Here is a 23,225-nt window from a genome sequence, read left to right on the forward strand (position 1 = left end):
ATCCAGCGTCTACGCCGGCACCGCGGCCGGCTTCACCGGCCGGCGCCGGATCACCAGGGCCATCAGCGCCGCCATCGCGCACAGCGCGCCCGAGGCGTACCAGACCATGTCGTAGTTGCCGAAGACATCGCGCGCCACACCGCCCGCGAAAGCGACCAGCGCGGCCCCCACCTGGTGCGACGCGAGGACCCAGCCGAAGACGATCGCGCTGTCCTCACCGAACTGCTCGCGGCACAGGGCGATGGTCGGCGGGACAGTGGCGACCCAGTCCAGGCCGTAGAAGACGATGAAGAAAATCATCGGCGGATGTACGGACGGGGCGAGCAGCATCGGCAGGAAGAGCAATGAGATCCCGCGCAAGGCGTAGTAAATGGCAAGCAGGCGGCGGGAGTCGAAGCGGTCGGTGAACCAGCCGGACGCGATCGTGCCGATGATGTCGAAGACGCCGATCATCGCGAGCAGTCCCGCCGCCGCCGTGATCTGCATGCCGTGGTCGTGCGCCGCGGGCACGAAGTGGGTGCGGATCAGGCCGTTCGTCGAGGCGCCGCAGATCGCGAAGGTGCCGGCCAGCAGCCAGAACGGGCCTGTCCGCGCGGCCTTGAAGAGCACCTTCACCGCGCGGGTCGCCGCGCCACGCTGCGGTGCGGGCTTGGGGACGAACTCCCCGCCGTAGGGGGCGAGTCCGACGTCCGCGGGGTGGTCCCGCATCAGCAGCCAGACGAATGGTACGACGGCCAGCGCGGCGAGGGCGACGGTGATGGAGGCGGGGCGCCAGCCGTGGTTCTCCACGATCCAGGCGCAGAGCGGGAGGAACACCAGCTGGCCGGAGGCGCCGGCCGCGGTGAGGACGCCGGTGACGAGGCCGCGGTGCGCCACGAACCAGCGATTGGTGACCGTCGCCGAGAAGGCCATCGCCATCGAGCCGGTGCCGAGGCCGACGAGCAGGCCCCAGTAGAGCATCAGCTGCCAGCTGGCCGTCATCCAGACGCTGAGGAGCGCGCCCCCGGCGACCATGCTCAGCGCCACGACCACGACCCGGCGGATGCCGAAGCGGTCCATGAGGGCCGCGGCGAACGGCGCGGTGAGACCGTACAGCGCCATGTCGATGGAGACGGCGACACCGATCTCGCCGCGTGACCAGCCGAACTCCTGGTGGAGCGGGTTGATGAGCAGGCCGGGCAGCGAGTTGAAGGCGGCCCCGCCGATGATCGTCACAAAGGTGACCGCCGCGACGAACCAGGCCCGGTGGATCTTGCGCGGTCGCCGGCCCGGGCGCACACCCGCGTCGAGCGGACCGGTCGGGCCGAGGGGGCCGGTGGGGTCGAGCGGAGCGGCCGGGTCGGTCCGACCCGCCGCGTCGGTCGGACTCGTAGCCGCGGGTGCTGTGTCCGGCGTCGTACTGGCAGCTGAGTCGTCGGTTGTCTGCGTCACGTGGCCCAGCATCCGGTCTGCGATCGCCGCCAACGAGTGGCCCAAAGGTCAGTGTTCGATACGATCGGGCCATGACGCACTGGCCCGGTGATCATCCGATCCGCTTCAGCCCCCGGATCGCCCGCACCGAGAGCAGCGCCCCGCACACCAGCACATTCATCACCACCCCCGCGAACACGACCTCCCGCGCCCCCACCCGTTCGGCGACCGGCCCGGCCAGTGCGCGCCCCACCGAGAGCATGATCAGCGAGCCCGCCACGTCGTATGCGTGCAGGCGGTTGAGCGCCTCGGGCGGCACGTGCGTCTGCACGGTCGTGGACCACATGACCAGCCAGAACGCGAAGGCGACACCCCCCGCGAAGAACCCCGCCGCGAGCAGCCCCATGGGTACGTCGAAACCGAGCACCAGCAGGTTCGCCGTCACGCCGAACAGCGCGAAGGCCCCCGCGAACAGGGGCCTTCGCGGCTTCAGCCGCATCGCGAGCAGTCCGCCCACCGCGTTGCCCGCGCCGTTGACGGCCATCATGATCCCGAACACCGTCGAGCCGTGCCGCTCGGTGACGACAACCGCCTCCAGGGGGATGAGCGGGCCGAGCACGGTCACGCCGTACACGGTCCAGATCGCTATGACGCCCCACAGCCAGCTCCGCGCCCTGAACTCGTTCCAGCCACCGATGAGTTCGGCCAGCATCGAGCCGCCGCCGCCCGCGCCCGGCATCGGCGTGATCCGGATCAGGAAGAGGCACACTCCGCTGATCCCGAAGGTGGCCGCGTTGGCCGCGAAGATCAGCCCGGAGCCGCCGGAGCCGCCGAGTCCCGCGAGCACGCCCGCGACCGCCGGGCCCGCCATCGCGGCCAGCGACTCGGCGATCCTGAGCACCGCGTTGGCCCGGTGCACATCGGACGACAGCTGCGGGATCATGCTGGCCACGCCCGGCTGGAAGAGGGCCGCGCCGAGCCCGCTGAGGGCGCTCAGTCCGTACACGAGCCACAGATCGGGCGCGCCCAGGGCGAAGACCAGGGCGAGCACCCCTGCCGCGGCCAGCCGCATCGCGTCGGCGAGCACCATCATGCGACGCGGCGTGAACCGGTCCGCGAGTACGCCGCCGAACAGCACGAACCCGGCGAAGCACACCATCCACGCGCCGAGCGCGAAGCTGACGGCCGAAGCGCCGCGCCCCGTGGCGAGCAACCCGGCGGCGAGCGCGACCGGCACCATGCCGTCACCGAAGCGGGCGACGGTCCGGGCGGCGAAGAACAGCTGGAAGTCGCGACTCCACAGGCCGCTCACCGGCATCTTCACGGGCGGGGGAATGGTCCGGCTCGGCGCACGCTTATCAGTCACAGTGGGGAGAGATACCAGGAATTGGTCTGGACCACCAATGATTAACGCCGCCGATCACGGATCCGGGAGCACGCCATGACCACGGGCGACGACGAGCAGGAGGGCCACGCCGACGGACGCGCCGCCCCGCACCGCATCGTCGTGCTCGCCCTGGCCGGAATCCTCCCCTTCGAGCTGGGCATCCCCCACCGGATCTTCGGCCGCGCCAAGGACAGCGCGGGACGGCCGCTGTACGAGGTCGTGACCTGCGGTATCGAGGCGGGCCCCGTCCACACCGACGCGGACTTCGCCATCCAGGTCGAGCACGGCGCCGAGCTTCTGGCCACCGCCGACACGATCATCGTCCCCGCCTCGTACGAACTGGGCAGCGTCTACACCGAGGGCCGGCTCAGTGACGAACTCGCCGCCGCCTTCACTCACATCAGGCCGGGCACCCGGCTGGTGGCCATCTGCACCGGCGGCTACGTCCTGGCCGCCGCCGGCTTCCTCGACGGCCGCCCCGCCACCACGCACTGGTCGTCCGCCGAACACTTCCAGGCCCTCTTTCCGCTGATCAAGGTCGACGCGGAGGTCCTCTTCATCGACGACGGCGACGTACTGACGTCGGCGGGGGTCGCCGCCGGGCTCGACCTGTGCCTGCACATGGTGCGGCGCGACCACGGCACGGCGATCGCCAATGATGTGGCGCGCCGTACGGTCGTACCGCCGCACCGGGACGGCGGGCAGGCCCAGTACATCCAACGCCCGTTGCCGGAGCCCCAGTTGGCCACCACGACGGCGGCCCGCGCCTGGGCGATCGGCCGTCTGCACGACCCGATCCAGCTGCGGGACATGGCCGAGCAGGAATCCATGTCCGTACGGACCTTCACCCGCCGATTCCGCGAGGAGGTCGGCATCAGTCCGGGCCAGTGGCTGACACAGCAGCGCGTGGAGCGAGCCCGGCATCTGCTGGAGTCCTCGGACCTGTCCGTCGACCAGGTGGCGCGGGACTCGGGCTTCGGCACGGCCCAGTCGATGCGCCAGCACCTGCAGTCCGCGCTGGGCGTGCCGCCGACCGTCTACCGGCGCACGTTCCGCACGGGTGCGGGTGCGCGAGCCTGAGCGACGGTCGGGCGGTCGGACGGACGGACGGACGACCCATCGGTCAGGCCGCCTTCCGCCCCTCGGTCAGAACGTCAGCACCCCCCGCGCCACCCGCCCGTGCAGCGCGTCGTCCGCCGCCTTGGCAAAATCCTCGACCGGATAGGTCTCGGTTACCAACTCATCGAGCAGCAACCGCCCTTGGCGGTACAGATCGGCGTACAGCACGATGTCGCGCTGCGGCCGTGACGACCCGTACCTGCATCCCAGAATCGACTTGTCCAGGTACATCGACGAGACCAGGAACGACGCCTCGGCGCTCGCCGCGGGCACCCCGAGCAGGATCGCCTGGCCGCGCCGGTCGAGGAGGTCGACGGCCTGCCGGATGAGGCTCGTGTTTCCGACGCACTCGAAGGCGTGGTCGGCACCGGTCGGCAGGATCTCGCGGACCGCGGCGGCGGACTCGACGAAGTGCGTCGCGCCGAACTGCCGGGCCGGCGCCTCCTTGGCCGGGTTCGCGTCGACGGCCACGATGGTGAGCGCGCCCGCGATCCGCGCGCCCTGGACGACATTGAGCCCGATTCCGCCCGCGCCGATGACAACGACGCTCTCCCCGCGGTCGACCTTCGCACGGTTGAGCACCGCCCCGATGCCCGTCAGCACACCGCAGCCGATCAACGCGGCCGAGGTCAGCGGGATGTCGGACGGGATCTTCACGGCCTGCACGGCCTTGACGACCGTGCGCTCGGCGAAGGAGGAGTTGGAGGCGAACTGGTAGAGGGGTTCCCCCGCGCGGGAGAAGGGCTGCCCCGGCATGCCGATCGCCTTGCGGCACATGGTCGGCCGACCCCGGTCGCACTGGTCGCAGGTACCGCAGTTGGCGAGGGTGGACAGTGCCACATGGTCACCGGGCACCACATGGGTGACACCGGGACCGACGTCCGCGACGACGCCCGCGCCCTCATGCCCCAGGACGGCCGGCAGCGGAAACGGGATCGTCCCGTCGATGACCGACAGGTCGCTGTGACACAGCCCGGCCGCGGCCACGTCCACCAGGACCTCGCCCGGACCGGGGTCCCGTATCTCCAGGTCGTCGACCACCCGGGCCTGCTTGCCGTCGAAAATGACACCTCTCACAACGACTCCTTCCGGTCCTTCGGGAGGCCGAGTACGCGCTCGGCGATGATGTTGCGCTGGATTTCGTCGGAGCCGCCGTAGATGGTGTCGGCGCGGCTGAAGAGGAACAGCCGTTGCAGGAAGTCCAGTTCGTACGGTCGCTCCTCGTCCCACGGCTTCGGTCCGACCGCGGCGGACGCGCCCCGCACCTGCATCGCCAGCTCACCGAGCCGCTGGTGCCAGCCGCCCCACAACAGTTTGGCCACGCTCGGGGCGCCGGGGTCGTCGGTGCGGCCCAGGGTCCGCAGGGCGTTCCACCGCATGGTGCGCAGCTCGGCCCACTGCCGTACGAGGCGGTCGCGCAGCACGGGGTCGCCGAGGGCGCCCGATTCCCGGGCGACTGCGACCACTCTCGCCAACTCGTCCTCGAAACCGATCTGTTGGACCAGGGTCGACACCCCGCGCTCCAGTGCGAGCAGCCCCATCGCGACGCGCCACCCGTTGCCCTCGCCCCCGACGACATGCTCGGCCGCGGCTTCGGCCCCGTCGAAGAAGACCTCGTTGAACTCGCTCGTCCCCGACAACTGCTGAATGGGGCGTACGTCGATACGCCCCGGCTGATCCATCGGCACCAGCAGGAACGACAGCCCGCGATGCCGGGCCGACCCCGCTTCGGTGCGCGCCAGCACGAAGCACCAGTCGGCCTCCTGGGCGAGGGAGGTCCACACCTTCTGCCCACTGACGCGGTACGGCCCCACGCCCCCTTCCCGCACGGCGACGGTACGCACGGCGGCCAGATCGGACCCGGCACCGGGCTCGCTGTACCCCTGACACCAGAGCTCCTCACCGGCGGCGACGGGGGCCAGGAAACGGGCCCGCTGCGCGTCGGTGCCGTAGGCGAGGAGGGTCGGGGCGAGGAGGTTCTCGCCGATGTGCCCGACCCGGGCGGGTGCCTGGACACGGGCGTACTCCTCGGCCCAGACGACCTGCTGGGTCAGGGACGCACGCCGATTCCCGTACGGGCCAGGGGCGTTGCCCGAGGCTCGGGCGATCCCGGCTCCGGGCACGGGCCGGGCGTGGTCCGGCGGGGCGTGCGGTCCGCTGCCCGGCGCTGGCCCCGGGTCGCCCGGCGGGGCGTGCGGTCCGTCACCCGAGCCGAGCCGCCCGCAGCCCGGTACAGGCCCCGGGGCGTCCGACGGCCCGGCCCAGCCGAGCCCGATCCAGCCGCCGCGGCCGAGCTCGCGCTCCCATCGGCGCCGAACGGCGTTCCCCTCGTGCTCGCTGCCCGGCCCGCCCTGGCCGGCGGCTGCGGCGAAGTCCCCGACCAGGTGCGCCTGGAGCCAGGCGCGGGCCTCTGCCCGGAACGCGTCGTCGTCTGCGCCGAAGCCGAAGTCCACCGTGCGCCTCCTGTGTTGCTGCGGGTGTGGGGTGGGGGGTCCCGGTGCGGGGTGGGTTTGCGGGTGCGGGTGGGTGGGCCGCTGCGCGGGGCTTGTCCCCTACCCGCCCCTTCCCAGAACCGGGGGCGAGCCCCCGGCCCCCGGACGCCCTACGGGCGTGTCCTCAAACGCCGGACGGGCTGGATTTTCTGCGGCTCTGCTTGCAGCGAGCACCAGACCGTCAGACTCGCGGCACGCTTCCACCCCACCCACCTCAGCCCGTCCGGCGCTTGAGGACCAGGACCGGAACGCAGAGCCACTCCCTCTCACTCCCACCCCATCCACCTCAGCCGTCCGACGTTTGAGGACCGGGGTCTGGGGCGGAGCCCCAGCTTCGGGAAGGGGCGGGTAGGGGAACAGCGCCGCAGGCAACCCGCACCGGCCCACGCACCCGCACCCACTCCCGCACCGGCCCACGCACCCGCACCACCCCCCCCCTCACGCATTGGGCCGCCCCTTCACCGCAGCCGCCGCCGCCATTTCCTCCACCTGTGCCAGCAACGGCATCGGATCCACTCCCACCGTCCCCGGCAGGAAGTCCGCGATCCGCTCCGGCGTCCACGCGCCGCCCTCCGCGTAGCCCGCGCGCAGTTCCCTCGGCTGGGCCCAGACCGCGATCTTCGGGCCGGCGATCGTATAGACCTGCCCGGTGATCCGCTCGTCCCGGGCGCGCTCGCTGAGCAGATAGACGACGAGCGCCGCCACGTCCTCGGGCTCGCCGATCTCCTTCAGCTCCATGGGTACGTTCGCCGACATCCGCGTCCGCGCCACCGGCGCCACCGCGTTCGCCGTCACGCCGTACTTGTGGAGCCCGAGCGCCGCGCTCCGCACCAGCGAGATGATTCCGCCCTTGGCCGCGCTGTAGTTGGCCTGCGCCACGCTGCCCTGATGGTTGCCGCTGGTGAACCCGATCAGCGTCCCCGTGCCCTGGCGCCGCATCACCGCGGACGCCGCCCGGAAGACGGTGAACGTGCCCTTGAGGTGTGTGGCGACGACCGGGTCCCACTCCTCCTCGGTCATGTTGAACAGCATCCGCTCGCGGAGGATGCCCGCGACGCACACCACCCCGTCCACCCGGCCGAACCGCGCCAGCGCGACGTCGACGATCCGCTGCCCGCCCGCCATCGTCGAGATGTCGTCCGCGACCGCGACGGCCTCACCGCCCGCCGCCATGATCTCCTTCACCACCGCCTCGGCGACCTCGCTGGTCGGCTCGGCGCCTTCCATGGACACGCCGTAGTCGTTGACGACCACCCGCGCGCCCTCGGCCGCGCAGGCCAGGGCGATCGCGCGGCCGATGCCTCGCCCGGCACCTGTGACGGCGATGACCTTGCCTGCCAAGAAGTTCCCCATGTCCGGCCCCTTCCCACGGTTTCTGACGGACCGTTAGATTTTATGGGTACGCAGCGGCCCGAACACAAGACCCGAGGGAGCCCCATGTCATTGCCCGCCGAGTTCCACGACATCGCCAAGCGCGTGAACAACTGGGGGCGTTGGGGCGCGGACGACGAGATCGGCACCCTCAACCTCATCACCGACGAGGTCGTACGCACCGCCGCGGCCACCGCTGTCCGTACCGGCCGCCGCATCCCTCTCGCGCTGCCCCTGCAACAGGACGGCGTACAGACGGGCATGATCCCCGGCCGGGTCAACCCGCTCCACGCCATGGTCCAGATCAACCAGGAGCTCTTCGGCCCGGGAACGGTCGCCACCAGCGACGACGTCGTGACGTTGGGCCTGCAGACGGCCACCCACTGGGACGCCCTCACCCACGCCTCGCACTCGGGAAAGATCTACAACGGCCGCCCGGCCGACACCGTCACCGCGCAGACCCGCGCCCGGTTCAGCGGCATCGAGAAGGCCCGCCACATCGTCTCGCGCGGGGTGCTGCTCGACGTGGCCCGCGCGAAGGGCGTCGACCGGCTGGCGGGCGATCACGCGGTGACGCCCGAGGATCTCGAAGCCGCGGAGGAGCTGGCGGGCACCCGGGTCGGGGGCGGCGACATCGTGCTCGTACGGACCGGGCAGATCCAGATCTACCTCGCGGGCGACAAGCACGGCTACGCGTACCCGTCGCCCGGTCTGTCCCTGCGTACGCCCGAGTGGTTCCACGCCCGCGACGTCGCGGCGGTCGCGAACGACACCCTGACCTTCGAGATCTTCCCGCCGGAGGTCGAGAACCTGTGGCTGCCGGTGCACGCGCTCGACCTGGTCGAGCTGGGCATGCTCCAGGGGCAGAACTGGAATCTCGAAGAGTTGTCCACAGCCTGTGCGGAAGAGAAGCGGTACGCGTTCCTGCTCTCCGCGACGCCGGAGCCGTTCGTCGGCGGCACGGGCAGCCCCGTCGCCCCGGTGGCCATCCTCTGAAGCCGCACCGGCCACCCAGGCCCCCGGAGGAGCCACTCCCGGCGGCCGACCGGGTCTTTGGGTGGCGGCGCGCCCTTGCACGCCCCGAAACTCTGCACGGCGGCCGCCACCCGGTTCCGGCGCACGGGCCCTGCCGGCGCCGAACCGCGATCCGCGCTCGCCGAGGCGCCTCAGCCCCTCGGCGTCCCCTCACGACGAATCGCCACACCCCAGGGTGATCAGGCCACCACGACCCGTCAACACCGGGGCGGCGATTTGCGCGTCAGACCCGATTAATGACGGCGCACGACGGCTCGTACGCCCCCGTTCCGTACGTCACCGGCGCTCCCTCGGGCGCTCCCCGGTTGCCCGCGTCCGCCGCCTCGGCAGCAGTCGCCTCGCACCGGTCGACCTCGCACCAGATCCGTTTGCCCGCACCCTCGGACTGCCAGCCCCAGCGGTCCGCGAGCCCGTCGACGAGCTCAAGGCCGCGCCCGTTGCAGTCGCCGCCCTCGGCGTGCCGCTGCTGCGGCGGCCGTGCGCTGGAGTCCGCGACCTCGACCCGCACCGTGCCGTCGTCGGCTGTGCCGAAGAGCATGCGTAGCACGGCGGGACAGCCCGTGTGCACCACAGCGTTGGTGACGAGTTCCGAGATGAGCAGGATCAGCGTCTCGGCAAGCGGCTCATCGGCCTTTATCCCCGACCCGACGAGTCGCGAGCGCGCCCACCTCCGAGCCCGCCCCACCTCCGCGGGATCGGGCCCAACCTCCAATTGCACCTGAAGCACCTGCACCGCTCACACCATCCGAACCGGCGGACACATCGCCTCGCGTCTCCACAGGGTCACGGAACGTGACTCCCTTATGGGACAGCATGGTTGACGTACAGTCACCGCAACAAGCGCTTCGGGCATATTCCAGCGCGAAGGAGTACGCGTGCTGCATACTGTGCGACGCACGCTGCGGAGAGTCGAACAGGGGCGCACACGGCGCCACCGCACGGCGCGAACGGCGCACACACCGGCACCCGGAGTCGCCGCACTGGCAACACCGGGACAGCTGTGATTCATCACCGCTCGCATCCCACGGAGCGTACCGGAGCGCAGCGCCGACTCCACCCCGTGACGAGTCACGCATAGGACACAACCCGATATCGACGCTCGGTAATCGCTCAAAGTTCGTGACAGAGCGCCTCTGTACGGAACGTACGGACGAACGGCCCGCCCCATCCCCGCGCATGTGTACCCGCCCGGTCACATCCAGTCACATGCGGCCACACCTGTTCACAACGCGGCGGCCAGCGCCTCCGCCGTCTCGCCCGCCGACGGCCCGCGCCCGGCCCGCACCCAGGCCCGCTTGAGGTGGAGGTGGACGTCCGCCTCCCAGGTGAAGCCCATTCCGCCGTGCACCTGGAGACAGTCCCTCGCGTTGCGTACGGCCGCCTCCTCGGCCAGCAGTCCGGCGCCGGCGATCTCCACCGGGTCACCCGTCACGGCTGCCGCGTACACGGCGACACGGCACACCTCCGCCCGTACCAGCATCCGCGCGCACAGATGCTTGACCGCCTGGAAGGCGCCGATGGGCTGCCCGAACTGTTCGCGTTGGCGCGCGTACGAGACGGCCAGCTCCGTGGTGCGCGAGGCGCTGCCGACCTGCTCGGCAGCGGTGAGCAGCGCCGCCTCGGGCCGGCGGTCGGGGGCGCCGGGGTCCCCCGGCACCCGGTGCAGTGGCGTCAGCGGGTCCACCGACCGCACCGGCGTGGCCCCCGAGGCGTCGCCGAGGACCTGGTCGGCGGCGTCCAGCCACTCCACCAGGCCGCGGTCCACCCGGGTCACCACGGTCTCGCCGGTGGCCGCGCCCGGCACGGAACCCGCGGTCAGGTGGGTCGTGACGAGCGGGCCGGGCAGCAGCGCCCGCCCCGCCTCCTCGAAGAGCAGGACCGCCTCGGGCAGCCCCAGGCCCACCCCACCGTCCTTCTCGGGCAGCCGCAGCGCGAAGAACCCGGCGTCGCCCAGCTCGCGCCACAGCGCCCGGTCGACGGCGGGCGCGCCCCCGTCGGCCTCGTCGACGGCCGCCCGCAGCCGTTCGCGCCCGAAACGGCCCGCCAGCAGCTCCCGCATCCCCGCCTGCAACGCCCGTTGGTCGTCCGTCGGCCGGAAATCCATCAACGTCCCTTCGGCAGGCCGAGGATGCGCTCGGCGACGATGTTCTGCTGGATCTGGGACGTACCGGCCGCGATCGTGTACGAGAGGGACGAGAGCCGGTCCAGGGTCCAGTCGTGCGACAGGTCGAGGGAGTCGGGCCCCAGCACCTCGGCCGCCGCGTCGTACAGCTCCTGACGGGCCTGCGAGTAGCGGAGCTTGAAGACAGAGCCTCCGGCGCCCGGCACGCCGCCGGTGCGTTCGGCCTCGGTCACGTTCCACTGGGTGAGCCGCCACAGCGCGGTGAACTCGGCGTTCAGCCGCCCGAGTCCGCGCCGCAGGGCCTGGTCCTCCCAGCGGCCGTTCGCCCGCGCGGCGGCGGCGAGTTCGCCCAGGGTGCGGCGGCAGGCGACGACCTCGCCGACGAAGGCCGTGCCGCGCTCGAAGGAGAGCGTGACCATGGTGACGCGCCAGCCGTCGTTCTCCTCGCCGACCCGGTTGCGCACCGGGATCCGTACGTCGTCGAGGAACATCTCGGCGAACTCCGTCGACCCGGCGAGGGTGCGCAGCGGCCGGACGGTGACGCCCGGCGCGTCCATCGGCATCGCCAGCCAGGAGATCCCGCGGTGCTTGGGTGCCGTCGGATCGGTGCGGACCAGGAGCTCGCACCAGTCGGCGACCTCCGCGTGCGAGGTCCAGATCTTGGACCCGTTGACCACGTAGTGGTCGCCATCGCGCACCGCGCGGGTCCGCAGCGAGGCGAGGTCGGAGCCCGCGCCCGGCTCGCTGAACCCCTGGCACCACACCTCGTCGCCGCGCAGGACGGGCGGCAGCCAGCGCGCCCGCTGCTCCGCCGTCCCCTCGGCGGCGACGGTGGGGCCCGCGTGCAGCAGCCCCACGAAGTTCGCGCCGACGTAGGGCGCCCCGGCCCGCTCGGTCTCCTCCAGGAAGATCAGGTGCTGGGTGGGGGTCGCGCCGCGCCCGCCCGCGTCGGCGGGCCAGTGCAGTCCCGCGTACCCGGCGTCGTACAGCCTGCGCTGCCAGTCCGTGTCGTACGCGCGTCTGCCCGGCCAGTCCATGGGGTCGGGGCGCGGGCCGAGATCGGGCAGGGTCTTGGCCAGCCACTCCCGCAGCCGCTCCCCGAAGTCCTGCTCCTCCGGCGTGTAGGTGAGATCCATCAGCGGCCCGGCTTGTCGAACGTGCCGAACTGCCGGACGTCCAGGTCGAGCATGCGGATCGCGTTGCCGCGCATCAGCTTGTACACGGTCTCGTCGTCGAGGCCCACCATGTGGTCGAGCGCGACCTCCTTGGTGTGCGGGAAGGTCGAGTCGACGTGCGGATAGTCGGTCTCGAAGGTCGCGTTGTCGCGGCCGACGACGTCCAGCGAGGCGACGCCGTGCTTGTCGCGGAAGAAGCAGCAGAACATCTGCCGGTAGTAGTACGTCGACGGGGGCTCGGGGACGAGGTCCTTGACCCCGCCCCAGGCCCGGTGCTCCTCCCACACGTCGTCGGCGCGCTCCAGGGCGTACGGGATCCAGCCCATCTGGCCTTCGCTGTAGGCGAGTTTGAGGCGGGGGAACTTCACGAGGACGCCGCTGAAGAGGAAGTCCATCATCGAGGCCATCGCGTTGTTGAAGCTGAGCGAGGCCTGGACGGCGGGCGGGGCGTCGGGCGAGGCGGCGGGCATCTGCGACGACGAGCCGATGTGCATGTTGACGACGGTGCCGGTCTCCTCGCAGATCGCGAAGAAGGGGTCCCAGTAGCCGGAGTGGATGGACGGCAGACCGAGGTGGGTGGGGATCTCGCTGAAGGTCACGGCCTTCACGCCACGCGCCGCGTTGTGCTTGATCTCGGCGACGGCGAGGTCGATGTCCCACAGCGGGATGACGCACAGCGGGATCAGCCGGCCGCCGCTGTCGCCGCACCACTCCTCGACCATCCAGTCGTTGTACGCGCGCACACAGGCCAGGGCGACTTCCTTGTCGCGCGCCTCGGCGAAGGTCTGCCCGCAGAAGCGCGGGAAGGTGGGGAAGCAGAGCGACGCCTCGACATGGTTGATGTCCATGTCCGCGAGCCTGGCCTTGGGGTCCCAGCAGCCGCGCCGCATCTCCGCGCGGGTGATGCCCTCCAGGGTCATGTCGTCGCGGTCGAAGCCGACGGCGGCGATATTGCGCTTGTACGGGAACTTGAGGTCCTCGTAGATCCACCAGTCGGTCGGCGGCCCGTCCGGGTCCATGGTAATGCGGTACTTGCCCGCGACGTAGGCCAGTTCACCGATCCCGGCGGTCAGCGGCTGCGGCCCGCGTTCGCGGTACTTCGCGGGCAGCCAGGTGTCGAAGAGGTGCGCCGGTTCGATCACATGGTCGTCGACGCTGATGATCCGAGGCAGTTCCATGGGTGTGTCCCCTTCGGCGTTTCTGATGACCCGTCAGATATCAGGCTAGCCCCGCGCCTCTGGACCGACAAGGCGCTGAGCCCTACACTCTCGGCACGATCTGACTGTCCGTCAGTTGCCCAAAGTCGCCAGGGAGCCCGGACCATGACCGATACGCCGTACCAGCTGGGCGCCTCGCGCACCCTGTGGGAACTCGTCACCCGACGCGCGGCGCTCAGCGGGGACAGGGCCGCGCTGCTCCAGGACGACCGCACCCTCACCTTCGGCGCACTGCGCGAGCGCGCCGAACGGGTCGCGGCCGGGCTGTACGGACTCGGCGTGCGCCCCGGCAGCGTCGTCGCCTGGCAGCTGCCGACCCGGATCGAGACGGTGCTGCTCTCGGTGGCCCTGGCCAGGCTCGGCGCCGTACAGTCACCGGTCATCCCGTTCTACCGCGACCGCGAGGTCGGCTTCGCGCTGCGCGCGTCGAAGGCGGAGTTCTTCGCAGTCCCCGGCGAGTGGCGCGGCTTCGACCACGCGGCGATGGCCCACCGGCTCGCACTAGAACTCCCGGACCCCGTCATGGTCTTCGAGGCGTACGAGAACCTGCCGGACGGCGATCCCTCGATCCTGCCGCCGCCCCCCGCCGCAGACGACGGCACGGCGATCCACTGGATCTACTGGACCTCCGGCACCACGTCGGACCCCAAGGGCGTCCTGCACACGGACCGTTCGCTGCTCGCGGGCGGCTCCTGCCTGGCGCACGCGCTCCACCTGGAACCGGATGACGTCGGCTCGATCGCCTTTCCGTACGCGCACATCGGCGGCCCGGACTACCTGGTGATGCTGTTGCTGTACGGCTTCCCCGCCGTCCTCTTCGAGCACTTCGCGCTGCCCGCCGCGCTCGACGGCTACCGCAGGCACGGCGTCACGGTCGCGGGCGGATCGACCGCCTTCTACTCGATGTTCCTGACCGCCCAGCGCGAGCGGCCGGAGGAGAAGCTCATCCCCACTCTGCGACTGCTGGCGGGCGGCGGGGCGCCCAAGCCCCCGGAGATCTACCACGCCGTCGTGCGCGAGCTGGGCTGCCAACTGACCCACGGCTACGGCATGACCGAGGTCCCGATGATCACCATGGGGGCGCCCGACGACGCCGCGGAGAACCTGGCCACCACCGAAGGCAGGCCGCCGGAGGGCATGGAGATACGGATCACCGCCGACGACGGCAAGCCGCTGCCGGCCGGCGCCGACGGCGAGGTGCGGCTGCGCGGCGAGGCGGTCTGCCGCGGCTATCTGGAGCCGGCCCAGACCGCCGAGGCCTTCGACAGCGACGGCTTCCTGATCACCGGCGACCTCGGGCACCTCACCGCCAGTGGCCATCTGGTGCTCACCGGGCGACTCAAGGACGTCATCATCCGCAAGGGCGAGAACATCTCGGCCAAGGAGATCGAGGACCTCCTCCACCAGCACCCGGACGTGGGCGACGCGGCGGTCGTCGGGCTGCCCGACCCGGTGCGCGGCGAGCTGGTGTGCGCCGTCGTGGAACAACCTGCGGGCGCGCGCCCGTTGACCCTGGAGGCGGTCACCGCCCAGCTGCGGGCGGCGGGACTGTCCGTGCACAAGCTGCCCGAGCGTCTTGAGATCGTGGCCGCGCTGCCGCGCAACGAGGCGCTGCGCAAGGTGCTCAAGTACAAGCTGCGCGAGCGGTACGCGCCGGACAGTCCGTAACAGCCCTGCGGCTACGGGGTGTCCGGGTCCGCCGTCGTGTAGTAGGCCGCGAAGCCGGTGAGGATCCGGTCCTCACTGATCAGCCCGTCCTCGTCCGTCTCCAGAGCGCCCGCGACCCGGCCCGCGATCTCACTCTCGACACCCAGCACGCGCAGGACGCGTTCGGCGGCCTGCGGCGCGACGCCCGTGTTCTTGCCCTCGGCGGCGACGGCGATCACGGCGTGCAGAAAGGGGCGGGCGATCTCGGCGAATCGCTTCGGGTTGTCCCGCAGGCGCTTCACCGCACCCGTGATGAACTCCTCGCGGGTGACCCGTTGGTCGCCGTCCACATCGGCGATGCCTGCCATGCCCTGCCAGAAGGCTTCCGCCCCCATGTAGAGCGCCTGTCCCTTGTCGGAACGGGCCTTCGTGCCGAACTCTGCGAGCAGGGCCGCGGCCGCGGCACTGAAGTCCTCGCGGTCGATGTAGCCGTTGCCGTCCTGGTCGAAGGTGGCGAAACGGGCGGCCGTCTTGCGCTCGTACTCTGCGCTGTCCATGTGCGGAGCGTACGACGTGGGCGGGTGGGTCGTGACCGGTTCTCGCATCGAACCTCCTCGGAACGGGTGGCCCGAACGGCTTGTTGCCGCGCTCGGCCTGCTCGAACTCGGAAGGGCGACGGCTCAGGCGGAGAGCGCCTGCGCCTCGTCGTCGGCGGCGGTCTCGACGTCCGGGTAGACCTCGAACAGGCGACGTACACCCAGCGCGGCCAGCACCCGGTTGACGTGCGAGCCGTCCTCCGTGCCGTGCGCGGGCAGGATCAGCCGCAGATACCCGCCGCAGGAATGCATCAGCCGACGGGCGGCGATGAGTACGCCGACCCCGCTGGAGTCGCAGAAGAAGACCTCGGAAAGGTCGAGAACCACCCGGTGGCGGCCCTCGGCCACGGCGTCGTGGACATGCTGGCGGACCGCTGGTGACGTCACCAGATCCAGCTCCCCGGAGACATGGAGCACGGCCCAGGCGTTCTCGTCGGCCTCGATCACCTTCAGCGTCACGCGACTGGACCTTTCGTTCTGCTGGCTGCTGTTTCGGTTTCGGTCTTTTCTGCCGGTACGGGCTGCTGATGCGGAGGTTGCCCTTCCACCTCGCGACTGCCCAGCGGCTCCCACTCGAAACACAACTGCCGCAGAAGGACTGGATCATTATCATCCTGAACGTGACAAGGGCGCACTTGCGCCAAAGGAGCGTGCGTTGTCGGTGGCCCGCACTACATTCGAAGGAAGTGGCGAGGGGCACAGGGGCCGGCAGGGGTACACGCACAGGGGCACAGGCTGGGGGCAGCATGGCGAAGGACGCACCACCTCGCTGGGACCGCAGGATGCAGCAGCGGCTCGCACACGGCGAGGCGGCGGCGCTCGGAGAGCTGTACGACCGGTTCGCCTCGCTCGTGCACAGCCTGGCCCACCGCGTGCTCGACGACAACGAAGCAGCCGACCAGGTCACGCGTGAGGTCTTCGGCCATGTCTGGGAGCACCCCGACGGGTACGACCCCAAGCAGGGCTCGATGCGCGCCTGGGTGGCCAAAATCACACACCGCCAGGCCGTCGACCGGCTGCGCCGCACCGGCGCGGCGGCCATAGCCGACGGAAGCGACAACACCACGGAAGAGCTGGAGCAGCAGGTCCGCAGGGCCTCGGCGGCGGCCCGCGCGGACTACATCGTGACGTCGATGCCGGCGCCGCTGCGGGCCGCGCTGGAGCTCGCGTACTTCCAGCGCAGGGACTACCGGCAGACCGCCGCCGACCTGGGCGTCACCGAGGACGAGGCGCGTCGGCGGCTGAGGCTCGGCCTGCAACTGCTGTCCACCGCCAACCCGCGCCCGCCAGGGGCCTCCGACTTCGGGCAGGCGCGGTGACCGGGTCGCGCGGGCCCGGCGACGGGGACGGTCAGGAGCACGACGGGCACGAGCCCGACAGACCCGAGGGGTGGCTCGGCAGGCAGGCTCCGCGCATACCGGGACCGCGGGCGGCGGCGGACGACCGCGAGTCGCTGGGGACGCCGCCCCCGGCCACCGCGCTGCCGGTGCCACCGTCGACGCCGCCGCTGCCGTATCCGCTGCCGTCCCCGTCGCACGAGGTGCTCAAGTCGCTGCTGGGCGCGTGGGCGCTGGCCGCGTGCTCCCCGGAGGAGACCAGGGCCGTCGAGGAGCATCTGACCGAGTGCGCCCCGTGCGCGGACGAGGCGCTTCGACTGCGGGACGCGGTCGGCCTGCTCCAGACCGAGCGCAGCCTCGACCTGGACCCGCTCCTGCGCAACCGGGTGCTCGACGGCTGCCTGGGCCGCCGCCCCGCACGCGTCCCCGTCCCGGGCTGGGTCACGCCGTACGACGCGGAAACGGCGCGGCTCGACGCCCTGTTGAAGGACATCGGCGACTCCGAGTGGCACGCGCCGGTCCGGCTGCGGTGGTTCGAGGGCGAGGCCGCGGTGAGCCGCAAGACGACCGTCGCCGGGGTCATCGGGCACCTGATGACCGTCGACGGCCTGGTCGCGACGGCCCTCGGCCTCGTCGACCCACTGGCGGACCCACCGGATCGGGTGGCCGGCGGCCCGGCATCCCCGACGGCGCGCACCGAGCGGTACTGGCGCAGTTACGCCCGGCCGCCCACCCGCAGCGTCCGCGAGCCGTGGCGCGAGCAGAGCCACGACCTGATCCGCACGGCGTCCTTCGCGGGCCGCGGCGTCTCCGAACTCTCCGTTTCGTACGGCGACTTCGGCCTGCCGTTGCGCGACGCGCTGCTCGACCGGGCCTTCGAGTGCTGGGTGCACGCGGGGGACATCGCGGATGCGGTGGACTACCCGTACGAGCCGCCGTCAGCGGTCCATCTGAACCGCATGATCGACCTGGCGGCACGCCTGCTTCCCGCAGCCCTGGCCGCCCGCCGCGGCGCGGGCCTGGCGTCCCCGTCGGGCCGCCTGGTGAAGGCCGGCTCACCCGGCCGCTCCCTGCACCTGGAGATCGAGGGCGTGGGCGGCGGCGACTGGTACATCGCCCTGGACTCCCCGGCCGCGGTCGGTTCCCCCGACCACGAGGTGGCCCATGTGGCCCTGGACGGCGTCGAATTCTGCCAACTGACCTCGGGCCACATCCCACCCCAGGAAGCGGCGGCGGGCCAGCGGGGAGACCGGGACGCGATCCGGGACGTCCTGTTCACGGCGGCGTCCCTGAGCCGCCTCTAGACGGCGCCCACGCACCGCGGCCGCCCGGAGCCGGCTGTGCGGCGCCGTCCCACGGGCGGGCGGGCTACGCGAAGATGACCGTGCGGCGGCCGTTCAGCAGGACCCGGTGCTCGCTGTGCCACTTCACCGCGCGCGCCAGCGCCTGGCACTCCACGTCGCGGCCGATCGCCACCAACTGCTCCGGCGTCACGCCATGGCCCACCCGCTCGACCTCCTGCTCGATGATCGGGCCCTCGTCGAGGTCCGCCGTCACATAGTGCGCGGTCGCGCCGATCAGCTTCACACCGCGCGCGTGCGCCTGGTGGTAAGGCTTCGCGCCCTTGAAGCTCGGCAGGAACGAGTGGTGGATATTGATGATCCGGCCGTTCAGCTGCTTGCACAGGTCGTCGGAGAGGACCTGCATGTAGCGGGCGAGTACGACCAGCTCGACGTCCTCCGCGCGGATCAGCTCAAGCAGCTGCGCCTCGGCCGCCGCCTTGTTGTCCCGCGTCACCACGATGTGGTGGAAGGGGACATCGTACGAGGCGACCAGTTCCGCGAAGTCCGTGTGGTTGGAGACGACCGCGGCGATCTCCACCGGCAGGGCGCCACTGCGCGAGCGGAACAGCAGGTCGTTCAGGCAGTGCCCGAACCTGCTGACCATCAGGACGATCCGCATCCGCTCCTCGGGGCGGTGGATCTGCCAGTCCATCCGGAAGGAGTCGCCCACCGCCGCGAAGCTCGCCCGCAGCTTCTCCACGGTCACCGGCGCCTTCGCCGAGAAGTGGACCCGCATGAAGAAGAGCCCCGTGTCGTGGTCGCCGAACTGCTGGCTGTCCTCGATATTGCATCCGGTGATGAAGAGATAACTCGACACGGCGTGCACGATGCCCTGTTTGTCCGGGCAGGACAGCGTCAGGACGTACTGATCGGGCAGGTCGGACACGGGTGCGGGAACGGGGACGGGCTGCGTGACGCTCATGACCCCAGAGGATTCCACACCGGGCACGTGCGGGTCCGCCCCGGTCACCATGCGGATGGCACCCGCCGGGGGCCCGCGGGGTCAGCCGGACCGGGTCATGCCGAGCGGGTCAGGTTGCGTATGACGTCCAGGGAGCGCGGCTCGACGTCCGGGTCCTCACCGTCGTTCGCCGCCAGCCGTGCGTGCGCCTCGCGCGCCGCCCGCACCGCCTCCGGCCAGGCGTGGTGCTCCAGATACGCCGACACCGGCGCGTCCGCCCCCACCTGGTGCATGATCTTCAGCACCCGCAGGACGGCGAGATCGACCAGCGACGCCTCCTGGGCGTCCCGGAAGATCGTGCCGACGTATTTCTCGGCCGACCAGTTGTCCAGCCAGGTGTCTTCGACCAGCCGGTACACGGCGTCGGTCACGTCCCCATAGCCCTCAAGACCGGCCAGCCAGCACTGCTGCTGGAAGGCGGGGGCGGAGAGCATGTGCAGCGCGGAACGCACGTTCGTGCGCCAGCGCCACCACGGCATGTCATTGAGCGGCATGCCGCCCATGGTGGGGGAGCGACGGCCGCGACGGGAAGAGTTCACCGAACCTTGCACGATTGCAGATCGTACGTTCCCCGACTCGGCGGGCATACAGGCCCCCGTAATTCACCTCGATGTCACCGAGTGTCGACCGGCACTCACTCCGCCGTTACCCAGGGCGCGGAAGTGTGCATGCACATGACCGGACGGCAAGGCCCTTCCTCCCCCCGCCCACGCCCGACCAGGACCGCGAAGCTCTTCGCCGCGTGTACGGCAGCGGCGGTCGGGGCTTCGCTGCTCGCCGGTTGCGGGGCACTCACCGGCGGATCGGGGGGCGCCAGGGAGCCCGTGACCGTGATGACGTGGGCGCCCGAAGGCACCAAGGCGACCAATATGCCCGGCATGCCGGCGATGGCGAAGGCGTACGCGCGCTGGGTCAACACCAAGGGCGGCCTGGCGGGCCACGAACTCAAGGTCATCACCTGCAACGAGCGCAACACCACATTCGGCGCGGCGGCCTGCGCGCGGCAGGCGGTACGGGCGGGCGCGATCGCCGTCGTCGGCTCGTACAGCCAGCACGGCCGGGCCTTCATGACACCGCTGGAGGTCGCGGGGATCCCGTACATCGGCGGCTACGGCGCGTCCGACGAGGAGTTCGTCAGCCCGTTCTCGTACCCCGTCAACGGCGGCCAGGCGGCCCTGCTGGCCGGCAACGGACGGCAGCTCGCCGGCGGCTGCTCCCGCGTCGCCCTGGTGCGGCCCGACACCATCGCCGGTGACGACCTGCCCGCACTCCTCGGCTCGGGCCTCGCGGAGGGCGGCCGGCGTCCGGCCACGGACGTCAGGGCGGCGGAGGACGCGAGCGACTACACGGCGGCGGCGCGGCAGTCGCTGAGGAGCGCGCGGCCGGCGTCCCTCGCCGGGGCCGGGAAGGGCTGCGTCACGGCGGTGCTGGGAGACCGTACGGAGACGTTCTTCGACTCGTTCCGGCGCGTGGAGTCCGAGACCGGCGCGAAGGTCGCCGTCGCGTCGGTGCTGGGCAGCGTCGCGCAGCCGCTCCTCGACCGCACGGGCGGCCGGAACGGCCCCTTCGAGGGCGCGTACGTCACGGGCTGGTACCCGGTGGCGAGCGATCCGCGGTGGGACCCGATGCGCAAGGTGATCCGCGAGCACGCGTTCGCGGACAACCGGATCGACCCGGCCGAGCCCGGCGTGCAGACCACCTGGATCGCCTACACCGTGCTGAAGGCGACGGTGGAGGCGATCGGGGGAGGCGACGAGGCGGACATCTCGGCGGCCGATGTCTTCCGGACGCTGAACCAGGGCGACGGCGTACTGACCGGCGGGCTCACGCCGCGCCTCAGCTGGCGCTTCGAAGACATGCTGTCCTCGCGGGACTTCCCCCGGATCGTCAACCGGGACGTGACGTTCCAGGTGGTGCGGCAGGGGCGGCTGGTGCAGCTGAAGAGGGACTTCGTCGATGTGGGCGAAACGCTGGTACGGGCGCCTTCCGCGGGGTGAGCGCGTGGGCGGCGGGCATGGGGCGCCTGCGGCGTCCCGGAGCCGGGGCAGGCACCGGCCCCCGGACGCCCTTCGGGCGTGTCCCCAACCGGCCTAGAGCTGCGTAGCGTCCCGCTTCGTCAACCCGTGCTTCTCAGCGATCGCGTTCCACACCCCGACCGCTTCCTTCTTCGCCTTGGACGCGTTGCCGCTCTGCCGATTGCCCGCCTGCTGCTGCGGGGTCGAGCGCGCGTGGCCCTTCGGGCAGCCCTTCTTGCCACCGACCTGGCCGGCCCAGGCCGCGTAGTGGTTGTCGGCCGCGGCCGAGGCCTTCCACGCGGTGGTGAGGGAGGCCGACAACTGCGCGTTGTCCGGCAGCTTGTCGATGGTCAGCCCCTGGAGGCGGGTCACCAGCTCATTGCGCTGCTTCGCCGCGGCGCGCAGATCGCTCGCCGCCTTGGGCAGGTTCTTGCAGGTCCCGATCGCGGCGACCGCGCTGATCACGGAGTCACGGCTGTTGTTGCTGTCGGCGAGCAGCGCGTCCAGCGACTCGGCCTGCGGCTTGGCCGGATCCTCGGCGGCCTTCGGCGAGTTGGCGTCGCCGGGGGTGCTCGCCGCGGCGACGGGCTGATCGCCCTTGGAGCTGTCCTCGTCGCCCCCGCTCATCAGCCACCCCGCGCCGAGGCCGACGACCGCACAGCCGACCACCACGGCGGCGATCAGCGGCGCGCGTGAGGAGCGCCGACGCGGCGCGGCGGGCTCGGGGTAGGCGCTCGGGGCGGCCCGGCCGGGCGCGGCGGCGTTGCGGCGCGCGGCCCTCCCCTGCTGCTGCGCGAACTGCGGCTGGCCGGACGCCTGGTGTCCGGGCTGCGACTGACCGGCCTGCTGCCGCGCGTCGAAGCGCGGCATCTGCTGTGTGGAGTCCGGCGCTTCGGGCGCGGCATCGGCCCGGAAGAGGCTGTCGAACTCGGCCGGCGGCTGCCGGTCCTCGGGCGCGCCCGGCCTGATGCCGTACGGCCCGCCGGGCGGCGGGGTGGGTGGGCTCTGCCCGGCGGGCACGGGCGGCAGGAACTGCGTGGACTCCGCGTCGGCGCCCGACACGGGCGCGGCCGCGGCGGGCATGTCCTGCCTGTGGCCCAGGAGCTGCGTGGACTCCGCGGGGTTTTCGGGCGGCAGCGCGCCGGGGCCGACGGGAGCCACCGGAGGGACGTACGCCGCTATGTACTGCGTGGCGTCGGCATCGCCGCCACCCACTCCGGCGTTCTCCGGCGGCAGGGGCTGCGCGTAGGCCTGCGGCAGGCCCTGGTCCTGGCCCTGCCCCTGGGGGTACGCCGAGGGGTATGCCTGGGGCTGCTCCTGCACGGGCGGGTACTGCTGCTCCGGCGCCGGCGGGTACTGCTGCCCCCAGGCCTGCCCGGGGTACTGCGGCTCCGGCAGCTGCCCGGCATGCTGCGGGTGCTGCGGGTAGGGCTGTTGGGCCTGCTGCGGCGGCAACTGCCCCGGATACGACTGCATCTGCGGAAGCCGCGCCGACCCGCCCGGCTGCGCTCCGCCCTGCCGCGGGTACATCTGCTGGTCCGGCAGCTGCCCGCCCGACTGCCCCTGCTGCGGCATCTGCTGGTGCGACGGCGGCAGTTGTCCCTGCGGGCCCTGCTGCCCGTACTGCCCCTGAGGGGGCCGCGGCGTCTGTGCGGCCTGCGGCACCTGCTGGAGCGGCTCCATCTGGCCCGGCTGCGGGCGCGGCACCTGCCCGCCCGGCTGCTGCGGCAGCTGCCCCTGCGGGGGCTGCTGTTGCGCCGGCTCGGACTGGGGTCCCCAGGGCTGTCCCCATGGCTGTCCACCCGTCGGAGTGGCCTGCTCGTCGGCGGCCGCGGCCCCGGGGATCCAGGGCCCGCTGCCATCGGCGGGCAGCACGACACCTTCGTGCGCGGGCGGCTGCGCAGCGGGAAGCCGCGACTCGTCACCCTGTCCGCTCTGTGTCACCGGGACTCCTACGTGTGAACGTGCATGTGGATTTGCGTGGGGTTTGACGTGTGG

At 71.7% G+C, this 23,225-nt stretch carries 20 protein-coding genes; 6 read left to right on the forward strand and 14 right to left on the reverse strand.

The window, feature by feature from the left end; genetic code table 11:
* Positions 1 to 9: 9 nt before the first annotated feature.
* Positions 10 to 1,278 carry an MFS transporter gene (locus ACLLJJ_RS14950; protein ID WP_434600425.1) on the reverse strand — a complete coding sequence of 423 codons (1,269 nt, stop codon included), beginning with the start codon at positions 1,276 to 1,278 and terminating at the stop codon, positions 10 to 12.
* A 244-nt stretch (positions 1,279 to 1,522) separates the two neighbouring features.
* Complete coding sequence (locus ACLLJJ_RS14955; RefSeq protein WP_434600426.1) at positions 1,523 to 2,728, reverse strand: MFS transporter; 1,206 nt, start codon at positions 2,726 to 2,728, stop codon at positions 1,523 to 1,525.
* A gap of 123 nt (positions 2,729 to 2,851) precedes the next feature.
* Here ACLLJJ_RS14955 and ACLLJJ_RS14960 point away from each other — a divergent pair, with 123 nt between their 5' ends.
* Positions 2,852 to 3,877, forward strand: coding sequence for a GlxA family transcriptional regulator (locus ACLLJJ_RS14960; RefSeq protein ID WP_434591044.1), 1,026 nt, complete (start codon positions 2,852 to 2,854; stop codon positions 3,875 to 3,877).
* A gap of 66 nt (positions 3,878 to 3,943) precedes the next feature.
* Here the strand turns inward: ACLLJJ_RS14960 and ACLLJJ_RS14965 are convergent, their stop codons facing one another.
* From ACLLJJ_RS14965 to ACLLJJ_RS14975, 3 genes are all read right to left on the reverse strand, one after another.
* A complete protein-coding gene (locus ACLLJJ_RS14965; protein ID WP_434591047.1) occupies positions 3,944 to 4,993 on the reverse strand; it encodes a Zn-dependent alcohol dehydrogenase in 1,050 nt (349 codons plus the stop codon).
* Entirely contained in the window at positions 4,990 to 6,369 is a 1,380-nt protein-coding gene (locus ACLLJJ_RS14970; protein WP_434591050.1) for an acyl-CoA dehydrogenase family protein, read from the reverse strand. The genes ACLLJJ_RS14965 and ACLLJJ_RS14970 overlap by 4 nt, the downstream gene beginning before the upstream one ends.
* A 477-nt stretch (positions 6,370 to 6,846) precedes the next feature.
* Positions 6,847 to 7,761, reverse strand: a complete 915-nt coding sequence (locus ACLLJJ_RS14975) for an SDR family oxidoreductase (RefSeq protein WP_434591052.1) — start codon at positions 7,759 to 7,761, stop codon at positions 6,847 to 6,849.
* A gap of 84 nt (positions 7,762 to 7,845) precedes the next feature.
* On the opposite strand from ACLLJJ_RS14975, the gene ACLLJJ_RS14980 reads away from it, so the two are divergent.
* Positions 7,846 to 8,775 carry a cyclase family protein gene (locus ACLLJJ_RS14980; RefSeq protein ID WP_434591054.1) on the forward strand — a complete coding sequence of 310 codons (930 nt, stop codon included), beginning with the start codon at positions 7,846 to 7,848 and terminating at the stop codon, positions 8,773 to 8,775.
* 262 nt (positions 8,776 to 9,037) lie between these two features.
* Here the strand turns inward: ACLLJJ_RS14980 and ACLLJJ_RS14985 are convergent, their stop codons facing one another.
* The 4 genes from ACLLJJ_RS14985 to ACLLJJ_RS15000 all read right to left on the reverse strand — a co-directional run bounded on the left by ACLLJJ_RS14985 (position 9,038) and on the right by ACLLJJ_RS15000 (position 13,289).
* Positions 9,038 to 9,547, reverse strand: a complete 510-nt coding sequence (locus ACLLJJ_RS14985; RefSeq protein WP_434591056.1) for an ATP-binding protein — start codon at positions 9,545 to 9,547, stop codon at positions 9,038 to 9,040.
* A gap of 489 nt (positions 9,548 to 10,036) precedes the next feature.
* The gene (locus tag ACLLJJ_RS14990; protein WP_434591058.1) at positions 10,037 to 10,918 is read right to left on the reverse strand and encodes an acyl-CoA dehydrogenase family protein; all 882 of its coding nucleotides are present in this window, start codon (positions 10,916 to 10,918) and stop codon (positions 10,037 to 10,039) included.
* On the reverse strand, positions 10,918 to 12,072 hold the full coding sequence (locus ACLLJJ_RS14995) for an acyl-CoA dehydrogenase (protein WP_434591061.1): 1,155 nt from the start codon (positions 12,070 to 12,072) through the stop codon (positions 10,918 to 10,920). The genes ACLLJJ_RS14990 and ACLLJJ_RS14995 overlap by 1 nt, the downstream gene beginning before the upstream one ends.
* The gene (locus ACLLJJ_RS15000; RefSeq protein ID WP_434591064.1) at positions 12,072 to 13,289 is read right to left on the reverse strand and encodes an amidohydrolase family protein; all 1,218 of its coding nucleotides are present in this window, start codon (positions 13,287 to 13,289) and stop codon (positions 12,072 to 12,074) included. The genes ACLLJJ_RS14995 and ACLLJJ_RS15000 overlap by 1 nt, the downstream gene beginning before the upstream one ends.
* 144 nt (positions 13,290 to 13,433) lie before the next feature.
* Between ACLLJJ_RS15000 and ACLLJJ_RS15005 the strand changes: the two genes are divergently transcribed.
* Positions 13,434 to 14,996, forward strand: coding sequence for an AMP-binding protein (locus ACLLJJ_RS15005; RefSeq protein ID WP_434591067.1), 1,563 nt, complete (start codon positions 13,434 to 13,436; stop codon positions 14,994 to 14,996).
* 11 nt (positions 14,997 to 15,007) lie between these two features.
* Here the strand turns inward: ACLLJJ_RS15005 and ACLLJJ_RS15010 are convergent, their stop codons facing one another.
* Positions 15,008 to 15,532, reverse strand: coding sequence for an EF-hand domain-containing protein (locus ACLLJJ_RS15010; protein WP_434591070.1), 525 nt, complete (start codon positions 15,530 to 15,532; stop codon positions 15,008 to 15,010).
* Positions 15,533 to 15,655: 123 nt separating this feature from the next.
* Positions 15,656 to 16,030, reverse strand: a complete 375-nt coding sequence (locus ACLLJJ_RS15015; protein WP_434591073.1) for an STAS domain-containing protein — start codon at positions 16,028 to 16,030, stop codon at positions 15,656 to 15,658.
* 287 nt (positions 16,031 to 16,317) lie between these two features.
* Here ACLLJJ_RS15015 and ACLLJJ_RS15020 point away from each other — a divergent pair, with 287 nt between their 5' ends.
* A complete protein-coding gene (locus tag ACLLJJ_RS15020; RefSeq protein ID WP_434591075.1) occupies positions 16,318 to 16,890 on the forward strand; it encodes a sigma-70 family RNA polymerase sigma factor in 573 nt (190 codons plus the stop codon).
* Positions 16,887 to 18,212, forward strand: a complete 1,326-nt coding sequence (locus ACLLJJ_RS15025) for a zf-HC2 domain-containing protein (protein ID WP_434591078.1) — start codon at positions 16,887 to 16,889, stop codon at positions 18,210 to 18,212. Before ACLLJJ_RS15020 ends, ACLLJJ_RS15025 begins: the two co-directional genes overlap by 4 nt.
* A gap of 64 nt (positions 18,213 to 18,276) precedes the next feature.
* Here ACLLJJ_RS15025 and purU read toward each other — a convergent pair whose 3' ends face one another.
* Both purU and ACLLJJ_RS15035 read right to left on the reverse strand, forming a co-directional pair.
* Positions 18,277 to 19,173, reverse strand: a complete 897-nt coding sequence (gene purU / locus ACLLJJ_RS15030) for a formyltetrahydrofolate deformylase (RefSeq protein WP_434591080.1) — start codon at positions 19,171 to 19,173, stop codon at positions 18,277 to 18,279.
* A gap of 95 nt (positions 19,174 to 19,268) precedes the next feature.
* Complete coding sequence (locus ACLLJJ_RS15035; protein WP_434591083.1) at positions 19,269 to 19,799, reverse strand: SCO4402 family protein; 531 nt, start codon at positions 19,797 to 19,799, stop codon at positions 19,269 to 19,271.
* 87 nt (positions 19,800 to 19,886) lie between these two features.
* Here ACLLJJ_RS15035 and ACLLJJ_RS15040 point away from each other — a divergent pair, with 87 nt between their 5' ends.
* Positions 19,887 to 21,209 (forward strand): ABC transporter substrate-binding protein, encoded by a 1,323-nt coding sequence (locus ACLLJJ_RS15040; protein WP_434591086.1) that lies wholly within the window; start codon positions 19,887 to 19,889, stop codon positions 21,207 to 21,209.
* 93 nt (positions 21,210 to 21,302) lie between these two features.
* Here the strand turns inward: ACLLJJ_RS15040 and ACLLJJ_RS15045 are convergent, their stop codons facing one another.
* Complete coding sequence (locus ACLLJJ_RS15045; RefSeq protein ID WP_434591088.1) at positions 21,303 to 23,171, reverse strand: hypothetical protein; 1,869 nt, start codon at positions 23,169 to 23,171, stop codon at positions 21,303 to 21,305.
* Between the last annotated feature and the right edge of the window lie 54 nt (positions 23,172 to 23,225).

The organism is Streptomyces sp. A5-4, from assembly GCF_051131715.1.
Classification (GTDB): domain Bacteria; phylum Actinomycetota; class Actinomycetes; order Streptomycetales; family Streptomycetaceae; genus Streptomyces.